Genomic DNA, 10,554 nt, shown 5'->3' with positions numbered 1-10,554 from the left:
TCCTCGGGCACGCGGAAGTCTTCGGACAGCAGGGCGATGTCGACCAGGCCGAGCAGCGCCTCGAGCCCCGGCTTCCAGGAGCCGGCGTCGAGCAGCACCGGGACCCCGCGGCCCCGGGCCGTGCGGGCGACGTCCAGGGCGAGGTCAAGGTGGTGCCCGTCCACGAGGACGGCCGCGACACCGTCGAACGCCGACACCGTGGCGTCCCGATCGCTGCTCCCCGCCGTATCGGGGGGCCGGGTGCCCCCGCCGCGGGTCGCGTTGACGGAGACGACGGCGCGCTCCCCGGTCGCGCGGGTCACGAGCACGGTGGACACGGCCGGGGCGTCGTCGGGGCCGGCCCGATCGATCACCTCGACGCCGCGCGCCACGAGGTCCGCCGTGACCACCCGGCCCAGCGCCGCCCCGCCGATGCGCGTCACGAGGCGCGTCGGGACGCCGAGGGCTACGGCCGTGACGGCGGCGTTGGCGGCGGGCCCGCCCGCTCCCACCAGCAGCCCCTGCGCGACGAGCTTCTCGTTGGCCGACGGCACGTGCCCGACCGTCTGCACGACGTCGAGCGTCGCGAGCCCGCAGGCCAGCACCCGGGGGCCAGACGGCGACGTGGTCACCCCCCGAGCCTAGGGCTGGCTCCCGATGCGGGCCGGCCCCGCCCCGACCCCCGCGCGGGACTACCGTGAGCCCATGACCCACGTCGAGGACCCGCGCTCCGCCCCGCCGATCCGATGGGGGATCCTGGCCCCGGGGGGCATCGCCCACACCTTCGCCCACGCCGTGAACAACCACACGCGCGCACAGCTGGTCGCCGTCGGCTCGCGCAACCGGGACCGCGCCGAGCGCTTCGCGACGCAGCACGGCATCCCGACCACCCACTCCAGCTACAAGGCCCTCGTGACCGACCCCCAGGTGGACGCCGTCTACGTCGCGTCCCCGCACTCGATGCACCGGGAGCACGCGCTGCTCGCGATCGCCGCCGGCAAGCACGTGCTGGTGGAGAAGGCCTTCGCGCGCAACACCGCCGAGGCGCTCGAGGTGTTCGCGGCAGCCGAGGCCGCCGGGGTCTTCGTCATGGAGGCGATGTGGACGCGGTTCCTGCCGCACATGGCGGCGCTGCGCGCGGTGATCGCCCGGGGGGAGATCGGTGAGGTGGTGGCCCTCATCGCCGACCACGGCCAGTCCTTCAACCACCTGCCGCCGACCCACCGGCTGCACAACCACGACCTCGCCGGCGGCGCGCTGCTGGACCTCGGGGTCTACCCGGTGAGCCTCGCGCACGACCTGCTCGGCATCCCGGACACCGTGCACGCCACCGGTTCGCTGACCGCGACGGGGGTCGACGGGCAGATCACCATGGCGTTCGGCTACGGCGAGCGGGCCCAGGCCAGCCTGCACACGACGCTGTGGTCCAAGACGGCGACGACGGCCGTGGTCTGCGGCACCGAGGGACGGATCGAGGTCGCGGGGAGCTTCTACGCGCCGACCTCCTTCACCGTGGTCCGTGACGACGGGACGTGGTGGGCCTACGACCGGGAGATCGACGGCGGGTTCCAGTACGAGGTGGCCGAGGTGGCCCGGCGGGTCGCCGAGGGTGCGACCCAGAGCCCCCGGATGACCTGGGACGACACGCTCGCCGTGATGCGCACGATGGACGAGGTGCGGCGCCAGGTGGGTGTGGTCTACCCGGGCGAGTGAGCCCGGGCGCGAGCAGGCGGCGCCCGACGGTGTGGGCGGGGGCCAGTAGCCTGACGCCGTGACCGACGACGCGGTGCTGCCCGAGACCCCCGCGGGCCCGCCCGCGCGCGGCGTCTTCATCTCGTTCGAGGGTGGCGACGGCGTCGGCAAGTCCACCCAGATCCGACTGCTCGCCGACTGGCTCACCGCCCAGGGTCGCGAGGTGGTGGCGACGCGCGAGCCGGGCGGCACGACCCTCGGGCTCGAGCTGCGTGCCGCGGTGCTCCACGGGGACCACGTCAGCGCCCGCACCGAGGCGCTGCTCTACGCGACCGACCGCTCGCACCACGTCGCGACGGTGGTCCGCCCCGCCCTCGCGCGGGGCGCCGTCGTGCTCACCGACCGCTACCTCGACTCGTCGGTCGCCTACCAGGGCGACGGCCGCGCGCTCGGCGCGCAGGAGGTCGAGCGGCTCTCCCTGTGGGCCACCGAGGGCCTGCTGCCCCGCCTCACCGTGCTGCTGGACCTCGACCCGACCGTGGGGCTGGCGCGCCTGACCGCCAGCCCCGACCGGCTGGAGCGCGCGGGGGCGGAGTTCCACGCGCGGACGCGCCGCGCCTTCCTCGAGCGCGCGGCCGGGGACCCGGTGCGCTGGCTCGTCGTCGACGCGTCGCGCTCGGTCGAGGAGATCGCGGCGCAGGTCCGCGCCCGCGTCGAGGCGTTGCTCGCGCGGACCGACGCCGCGGACGCCGTCGCCGACCTCGTCGTCGAGCCCGCACCAGCGCCCGCCGCCCACCCGACAGGCGCGTCGCGATGAGCGTCTGGGACGCCGTCGTCGGCCAGGAGGCGGCCGTGGGCGTGCTGCGTGCCGCGAGCCTCGACCCGCAGGCGATGACCCATGCGTGGCTCGTCACGGGTCCGCCCGGCTCGGGCCGCTCGACGGCGGCGCGCGCGTTCGCTGCGGCGCTGCAGTGCGAGCAGGGCGGCTGCGGGCACTGCCAGGCCTGCACGACGACGATCGCGGGCACCCACGCGGACGTCACGGTCGTGGCCACGGAGAAGGTCACCATCACCATCGAGGAGGTCCGTGACCTCATCGGCGTGGCCCAACGCTCGCCGTCGCAGGGCCGCTGGCGGGTGATCATCCTCGAGGACGCGGACCGGATGGTCGAGCGCACCTCGAACGTGCTGCTCAAGGCGATCGAGGAGCCGCCGCCGCGCACGGTGTGGCTGCTGTGCGCCCCGAGCCCGCAGGACGTCGTCGTGACCATCCGGTCGCGGTGCCGGGGCGTCGCTCTGCGCATCCCGCCGGTGGCCGACGTCGCCGCGCTGCTCGTCGCACGCGACGGGGTGGACCCGCAGGTCGCCGACGCCGCGGCGCGCGCCGCGCAGAGCCACATCGGGCTGGCCCGGCGCCTCGCTCGCGACCCCGCGGCGCGCGAGCGGCGGGACCGCACCCTGCAGCTCGCCGCGACCATCCGCGGGGTGGGCGACGCGGTGCTCGCGGCGGCCGACCTCGTCGAGGTCGCGACGGCAGAGGCCAAGGCCGCGACCGAGCACCGCGACGCGGCGGAGAAGGCCGCGCTGCTGCACACGCTGGGTGCGGACGGCGGCGGCACGCTGCCGCCGAGCCTGCGCGCACAGGTGCGTCAGCTCGAGGAGGGTCAGAAGCGTCGGGCCACCCGGGCGCAGCGCGACGTGCTCGACCGCTCGCTGCTCGACCTGCTCTCGCTGTACCGGGACGTGCTCGTGGTCCAGCTCGGGGCCGACGTCGAGCTCGTCAACACCGCCCAGCGGGCCGACGTCGTCGAGCTCGCGGCGGCGAGCTCCGCGGAGCAGACGGTCCGGCGGATGGACGCGATCGGCGAGGCCAGGACGAGGCTCGCGGGCAACGTCGCACCGCTGCTGGCCATGGAGGCGATGGCCGTCGCGCTCCGTCCGCAGGGCTGACCGCGAGGGTGGTGCCGCCGCCCAGCGGCGCGCCGGGCCCGGGGCGAGCCGCGCCCGGCATTGGTTACCGTTGGTCCGTGCCGTCCGCCAGAAAGCTCCGCAGCCCCGCCGTCCTGCTCACCGTCAGCGCCGTCGTGCTCTCCGGGTGCCTCGCGCCCAAGCAGCAGACCACCGTGCCGGGCGACGCCGAGCAGCCGACCGCCGAGGCCGGTCAGGACCTGGACAGCCTGTACGCCCAGGAGGTCGCCTGGTCCGCGTGCGGCGAGGGCTACGACTGCGCGACGGTCGTCGCGCCGCTGGACTGGGACGCACCCGAGGCCGGCTCGATCGACCTGGCCGTCAAGCGCCACGCCTCGACCGGCGACGCGGCGGACCGGATCGGGTCCCTGCTCATCAACCCGGGCGGCCCGGGCGGCTCCGGCGTGGAGTTCCTCGACTACGCCGTGACCGGCGTGCTCGGGCAGGACGTGCTCGATGCCTACGACGTCGTCGCGTTCGACCCGCGCGGGGTCGCCGGCTCCTCGGCCGTGAGCTGCGGGGACGACGCGGTGGTCGACGCGTACCTCATCGCCGACGTGCCGCTGGAGAGCCAGGCGGACGTCGACGCCGCGCGCGACATGTCCCGGGTGTTCGGCGAGGGCTGCCTCGAGGCGACCGGTGCGCTGCTCGGCGAGGTCGACACGGTCTCCGCCGCGCGGGACATGGACCTGCTGCGCGCCGTGCTCGGCGACGAGCAGCTGTACTACACGGGCTTCTCCTACGGCACGTTCCTCGGCGCCACCTACGCCGGGCTGTACCCCGAGAACGTCGGCCGCCTCGTGCTGGACGGCGCGCTCGACCCGTCGATGACCAACGACGAGCTGGTCGTCGGCCAGGCGGTGGGCTTCGAGAACGCGCTGCGCGCCTACGTCGAGGACTGCCAGGCCGGCGCGGGCTGCCCGCTCACCGGGACGGTCGACGACGGCCTGGCCCAGATCTCGAAGCTCATCGAGCGGATCGCGGCGGAGCCGCTCGCCGCGGGCGAGGGCTACACGCTCAACAGCACGCTCGCGTTCTACGGCATCGTCGTGACGCTGTACGACGACGGCTCCTGGCCCTACCTCACGCAGGCGCTCGCCGAGGCGATCACGGAGAACACCGGCGAGGTGCTGCTCCAGCTCGCCAACATCTACCTCGAGCGGACGCCGGACGGGCAGTACCTGTCCAACTCCATGGTCGCCTTCCCGGCGATCAACTGCCTGGACTACCCGACGGAGGTCCGCGAGTTCGACGAGATGGTGTCGTTCGCGCAGGAGGTGTCCGCCGTCGCCCCGACCTTCGGGGAGGACTTCGCGATGGCGCTGGGCTGCGAGGCGTGGCCGTTCCAGTCGACGGTCGAGCGGGCGCCCATCGCCGCACCGGGCGCCGCGCCGATCCTCGTCGTCGGCACCACGGGGGACCCGGCGACCCCCTACGAGTGGAGCGTCGCCCTGGCGGACCAGCTCGACTCCGGGCAGCTGCTGACCTGGCAGGGCGAGGGCCACACCGCGTACGGGCGCTCCAACGAGTGCGTCGAGGACGCCGTGGAGACCTACCTCCTGCAGGGCGAGATGCCGCAGGACGGCCTGGTCTGCTGACCTCGCGGGAGCTCCCGCCGCCCGGCCGCGCGGACTCGCTTTGGTGGCGCGGCGCGTGGTCGGTACAGTAGGCCCCGCTCGTCGCACCCCGCCCGGTGCGGCAGGCACCGCCGCCTTAGCTCAGTCGGTAGAGCGTCTCACTCGTAATGAGAAGGTCATCAGTTCGATTCTGATAGGCGGCTCCGGAGCCACGGGCCCTCACCTCACGGTGGGGGCCCGTCGTCGTCCCGGCGGGGGTGCGGCCCCGCCGCGGGACGGACCGCGCGCGGAGCGGCGGCGCGAGTACCCTGACGCGCGGCGCGGTCCCGGACGGCCTCGCCCGCCGCGCGAGAGGAACGACGATGACGCCCGTCCTGGCCCCGGCCGCGCAGGTGGAGCCCGGCGACACCGCGTGGGTGCTGGTGTGCATCGCGCTGGTGCTGCTCATGACGCCCGGCCTGGCGTTCTTCTACGCCGGCATGGTGCGCGCCAAGCACGTGCTCGGAATGATCATGCAGAGCTTCGTGGCGATCGCCGTCGTCTCCGTCACCTGGGTGCTCGTCGGCTACTCCCTCGCGTTCGACCACGACGCGGGGGGTGGGCTCATCGGCGGGCTGGGCATGGTCGGGCTGCGCGACGCCGAGGTCGGTGTGCCGGGGATGGACCTCACGATCCCGCCGCTGGCCTTCGTCGCGTTCCAGATGATGTTCGCGATCATCACCGCGGCGCTCATCAGCGGCGCATCGGCCGACCGGATGCGGTTCGGCTCCTTCGTGACCTTCATCGCGATCTGGTCCGTGCTCGTCTACGCGCCCATCGCGCACTGGGCGTGGTCGCCCGAGGGCTGGCTCCAGCGCCTCGGCGTGCTGGACTTCGCCGGCGGCACGGTGGTCGAGATCTGTTCCGGGGCGTCGGCCCTGGCCCTCATCCTCGTGCTGGGCAACCGCCGTGGTTGGCCGCGCGAGATGATGGCGCCGCACAACCTGCCCCTGACCCTCCTCGGAGCCGGCCTGCTCTGGTTCGGCTGGCTGGGGTTCAACGCCGGCTCTGCGCTCTCGGCCGGGAACCTCGCGGCCAGCGCGGCCCTCGCCACCCACCTGTCGGGCGTCGGCGGGATGATCGGCTGGCTCGCGGTGGAGAAGCGCCTCACGGGCAAGGCCACCACCCTCGGGGGCGCCTCCGGGGCCGTGGCCGGCCTCGTCGCCGTCACACCGGCCGCCGGGTACCTCTCGCCCCTGCCCGCCCTCGCGCTCGGCGCCACCGCCGGCGTCGTGTGCCTCTTCGCCATCCGGCTGAAGTTCCGCTTCCGGTACGACGACTCGCTCGACGTCGTCGCCGTCCACTACGTCGGCGGGGTGGTCGGCACGCTGTTCGTCGGCCTGCTGGCCGCGGCGGCCGTCAACCCCGCCGTCGTGCACGAGGGCCTGCTGCTCGGCGGCGGGCCGACCCAGCTGGGCCGGCAGGCGATCGGGGTCCTGGCCGCCTCGGCCTTCGCCTTCGGCGCCACCTATGCCATCGCGTGGGTGCTGCGGGCCACGATGGGGCTGCGGGTCGCGCCAGACGCGGAGGCCGAGGGCCTCGACGCCAGCCAGCATGCCGAGTCCGCCTACGAGTTCACCGCGACGTCCAGCCTGGGAAGGGTCTCCTCATGAAGCTCATCACCGCGATCGTCAAGCCGTTCAAGGTCGGTGACGTGCGCGAGGCGCTCGCCCGCGTGGGCGTGCGGGGCGTCACCGTCTCGGACGCCCAGGGCTACGGCCGCCAGAGCGGGCACACCGAGGTCTACCGCGGCGCGGAGTACACGATCGACTTCGTGCCCAAGGTGCGGATGGAGGTGCTGGTCAGCGACGCGGACGCGGCAGCTGCCCTCGACGCGCTCGTCGCGGCGGCGCACACCGGCAAGATCGGCGACGGCAAGGTGTGGGTGCAGGAGGTCGCGGAGGTGGTCCGGGTGCGCACGGGCGAGCGGGGCGAGTCCGCGATCTGACCGCGAAGGCCCCGCTGCGGTGCCCCGTCGGGTCGAGCGCCCGCCGCGCCCCGTGCCCCGACGTCACCCGGTCCCCGGCGCCCGCAGGGGTGTCGCACTCGCCGGACGTGTGACACCGTGGAGGTCTGCCTCACCCTGCCGGGCATGACGCCCAGCGAGGACGTCGGCCCGGCGGCAGCAAGGACGGTGCCATGACGCTGCCAGACCGCCGCGCGAGGTCCGTGCGCGGCCGCGCCGCCGGCGCGGGGGTCCTCGCCCTGTGCATCGGGCTGGCGGGGCTCAGCGCCCTGGCGGCCGGCCCGACGGCGCCTGGCTCCGGCGCCCCCACCGGTGGGTCCGTCACGGCCGCAGCACCAGCCCTGCGGATCGCCCCGGCGAGCGTTGCCGTCGCCGCACTGCGGCCCGCGCGCTCGCAGGAGGCGGCGGAGGCGCGGCTGACCCTCGAAGGCGTCGCGGTCGCCACCGGTCGGCACGAGCAGTCCGTCGCCGCCGCCAGGGCGGCGCTCGTGGCGGTGCAGGCGGCCCTGACGTCCCCCGCGCCCGTGCCGGCCGACGTGCGGGCCCAGCTGGTCGCGCGCCGTGGGACGCTCCTGCTGCTCGTCCGTGCGGCACCGACGCCCGAGGCGTTCCGCGCCGGCGCGCTGCGGTCCGTCGGGCCGGCGTCGGTCGCGGAGCCCACGCTGCTCGACGACCTCGCGGCGGCGGAGCGCCTGCGCGACCTCGCGTCCGAGGTCTTCGCCCTGGCCCGCGAGGGCGACGACCCTGCTGGCGTCGGGATCGCTGCGGCGGACGGTGTGCCGGCGGGCGACCTCGCGGTGCTCGACCTGCTGCTCGCTGACGCGACCGCCCTCGCCGCCGTCCTGCCCGCCGATCTGCTGCCGCTCGACACGGGGGAGCGACCCGAGGGGATGGCGAGGGTCACGGGGACGTCGCGCTGGGGGCAGCCCAACGGCTCGGTCCCGCTCGACGAGCTGTGCGTGCCGCAGACCGCCCCCGCCGTGCTGCTGGACTGCTCGGCCGCCGCGGCCCTCGACCTCCTCGCCGCGGCCTACCGGGCGGACACGGGTCGCGACCTCGGCGTGGTGAGCGGCTACCGCACCTATGCCGAGCAGGTCGCGCTGCGGGCGGCCCGCGGCGGCCTCGCGGCCGTACCCGGCACCTCGATGCACGGCATCGGCCTGGCGGTCGACCTCGCCGACGCCGGCGCCCTCGGGCAGTACTCGGCCCCGGTGTACCTCTGGCTGGCGGAGCACGCCGCGACCTACGGCTGGCACCACCCGGCGGCGATGGGCCCGGGTGGCGGCGGGCCGCCCGAGCCGTGGCACTGGGAGTTCGTCGGCTGAGCTGCCTGGCCTCGACGGCGTGCCGCCGGGTGTGCCCGGGCCGCTGCCGGCGGGTGCGGCACCTGTGCGCGTGCTGTGCACCGAACCTCCACGCCGCGACGTCCACCTGCACGGGACCTGCACCCCGACCGGCGGACGCCGGGGCCGCCGGTCCCTAACGTGTCGATCATGACCGACGACGGTGTGCCGAGCCCCTCCTCCGAGTCCTCGACGGCCCTGGCGGGACCGCCACCCGCACCCCCCGTCCCGGCCGTACCGGCGCCCGCGACGGCGCTGCGGCCCGCCGCGACGGCGCTGCCGCCGCGCCCCCCGAGCCCCCTCACCAGGGCGCTGAGCGCCTTCTGGGCAGAGCGGGAGCCCATCACCGCACCCGTGCTGGTGGGTGGCCTCGCGGTCGGGGTGGCCGGGGGCGCGCTCGTCGTCGGGCACCGACCGGGGCTCGGCGTCGCCGTCGTGGCGCTGCTCGTCGCGGCCCTCGCCACCCCGGCGATGGTCCGGCGGCACGCCGTGGGTGACCTCGTGTCCCTGGCGCTGGCCGTCGCCCTCGTCGGGGTCCTCGCGGTTCGGGACGCCGGCTGGGTGGTCGCCCTGAGCCTGCTGACCGCGGCCGGGGTCGGCGCGATGGCCGTGACCTCCGCACGCTCGGCCCCGGCGGTGCTGCTCGGTGGCCTCAGCTGGCTGCTCGGCGCGTTGCGTGCCACGCGCTGGGTGGGGCGAGGCATCGGTGCCCTCGCCGGGAGCCGCCGCGGCCGCCTCCTGGGGATGGGGCGCAGCGTGCTTGTGACCGTCGTGCTGCTGACCGTCTTCGGGCTCCTCTTCGCCAGCGCCGATGCGGTCTTCGCCAGCTACCTGGCCCGCCTCGAGGCCGACCTGCTGCCGGGTCGGGTGGTGGTCGGGCTCCTCGTGCTGCTCGTCGCGCTGACCGCAGCCCATCTCGCCGCGGCGCCCCCGGGCTGGTCCGCGCTGGGCCCGCCGCCCGGCCGCCCCGCCGGCCGCGCCGAGTGGCTGCTGCCTGTGCTGGCGCTGGACGCCCTGGTGGTGGCCTTCGTCCTGGTGCAGGTGGGCGCGCTGGTGGGCGGGCACCGGTACGTCCTGGCGACGGCGGGCCTCAGCTACGCCACGTATGCGCGCGAGGGGTTCGCGCAGCTCGTCGCGGTGACGGCGCTGACCCTGGTGGTCATCGGCGTCGCGGCCCGGCGCGCGCCGCGCGGGACGGCGCGGGACCGGTGGGAGACCGGCGTGGCGCTCGCGGTGCTCTGCGTCGGCACGCTCGGCGTCGTCGCCTCGGCCCTGCGCCGGATGGACCTGTACGTCGAGGCGTTCGGTCTGACACGGCTGCGCGTGCTCGTGGTGGTGGCCGAGGTCGCGATGGCCGTCGTGCTCGTGCTCGTCATGGCAGCAGGGGTCCGCTGGCGCGGTGCGTGGCTGCCGCGCGCGGTGGTCCAGGTGGTCGCCGTCGCGACGCTCGTCCTGGCGGCGGTCAACCCGGACGCGCTCATCGTGCGGCACAACACGACGGCTGACCTCGCCGTCGCGCTGGACGTCGGGTACCTGCAGGGGCTCTCGGCCGACGCCGTCCCGGCCATGGCCGAGACCGACGAGCCGTGGCGCTCGCGCCTGCTGACCTGCGCCCGCGTGGACCCGGACCCCGGCTGGGCCGGCTGGAACCTCGGCCGTGACCGGGCGGCGGACGTGCTGGCCGACGCGGACCTGCCCGGGTTCGGCCCGGGTGCCGGCTGCGAGCGGCCGGGGCTCGACGGCTTCTGAGCGCCGTCCCGCCCCACCCGGCCACGGGTCGCTACGCTCGGCCCGTGGCCAGGCTGAGCGTGGGGCGGGTGGACTGGGACGACGCGGTCGCCGTCGCGCTGCGCCGGGCGATGTACGACGACCTCGCGGTCGCCTACCCCGCCGAGACGGCAGCGGTCGAGGCCGCCGGCGGCTTCGCCGCGCTGGACGAGCGTGCGCGGGTCGCGGTGGTCGCCACCGTGCTCGTCCGCAGCGACGCGCA

The 10,554-nt window shown here is 75.6% G+C and carries 9 protein-coding genes, 1 tRNA gene and 1 pseudogene; 10 read left to right on the top strand and 1 reads right to left on the bottom strand.

Annotated features, from left to right (window positions below):
• Window positions 1–611: PfkB family carbohydrate kinase (locus PKY62_RS01375; RefSeq protein ID WP_324534093.1), on the bottom strand; the 611-nt coding region annotated here is incomplete at its 3' end.
• Between the two features lie 73 nt (window positions 612–684).
• Here PKY62_RS01375 and PKY62_RS01370 point away from each other — a divergent pair.
• The 10 genes and pseudogenes from PKY62_RS01370 to PKY62_RS01325 all read left to right on the top strand — a co-directional run.
• Window positions 685–1,692, top strand: coding sequence for a Gfo/Idh/MocA family protein (locus PKY62_RS01370; RefSeq protein WP_324534091.1), 1,008 nt, complete (start codon window positions 685–687; stop codon window positions 1,690–1,692).
• A 58-nt stretch (window positions 1,693–1,750) separates the two neighbouring features.
• A complete protein-coding gene (gene tmk, locus PKY62_RS01365) occupies window positions 1,751–2,488 on the top strand; it encodes a dTMP kinase (protein WP_324534090.1) in 738 nt (245 codons plus the stop codon).
• On the top strand, window positions 2,485–3,621 hold the full coding sequence (locus PKY62_RS01360) for a DNA polymerase III subunit delta' (protein WP_324534088.1): 1,137 nt from the start codon (window positions 2,485–2,487) through the stop codon (window positions 3,619–3,621). The genes tmk and PKY62_RS01360 overlap by 4 nt, the downstream gene beginning before the upstream one ends.
• A gap of 77 nt (window positions 3,622–3,698) precedes the next feature.
• Window positions 3,699–5,237, top strand: coding sequence for an alpha/beta hydrolase (locus PKY62_RS01355; RefSeq protein WP_324534086.1), 1,539 nt, complete (start codon window positions 3,699–3,701; stop codon window positions 5,235–5,237).
• Window positions 5,238–5,346: 109 nt separating this feature from the next.
• Window positions 5,347–5,419 (top strand) — tRNA-Thr (locus PKY62_RS01350).
• Window positions 5,420–5,578: 159 nt separating this feature from the next.
• Window positions 5,579–6,868, top strand: a complete 1,290-nt coding sequence (locus tag PKY62_RS01345; protein WP_324534084.1) for an ammonium transporter — start codon at window positions 5,579–5,581, stop codon at window positions 6,866–6,868.
• On the top strand, window positions 6,865–7,203 hold the full coding sequence (locus PKY62_RS01340) for a P-II family nitrogen regulator (RefSeq protein WP_324534083.1): 339 nt from the start codon (window positions 6,865–6,867) through the stop codon (window positions 7,201–7,203). Before PKY62_RS01345 ends, PKY62_RS01340 begins: the two co-directional genes overlap by 4 nt.
• Window positions 7,204–7,394: 191 nt before the next feature.
• Window positions 7,395–8,546 carry a D-alanyl-D-alanine carboxypeptidase family protein gene (locus tag PKY62_RS01335; RefSeq protein ID WP_324534081.1) on the top strand — a complete coding sequence of 384 codons (1,152 nt, stop codon included), beginning with the start codon at window positions 7,395–7,397 and terminating at the stop codon, window positions 8,544–8,546.
• Between the two features lie 168 nt (window positions 8,547–8,714).
• Window positions 8,715–10,313, top strand: a complete 1,599-nt coding sequence (locus PKY62_RS01330) for a DUF4153 domain-containing protein (RefSeq protein ID WP_324534079.1) — start codon at window positions 8,715–8,717, stop codon at window positions 10,311–10,313.
• Between the two features lie 44 nt (window positions 10,314–10,357).
• Window positions 10,358–10,554 (top strand): annotated as a pseudogene (locus PKY62_RS01325) (GNAT family N-acetyltransferase); the annotation flags it as partial.

The sequence above is a fragment of the Actinotalea sp. genome, assembly GCF_035443605.1.
Lineage (GTDB): Bacteria > Actinomycetota > Actinomycetes > Actinomycetales > Cellulomonadaceae > Actinotalea.
The sequence above is the reverse complement of the archived record's forward strand: the minus strand, read 5'-3'. Positions and strand labels throughout refer to the sequence as shown.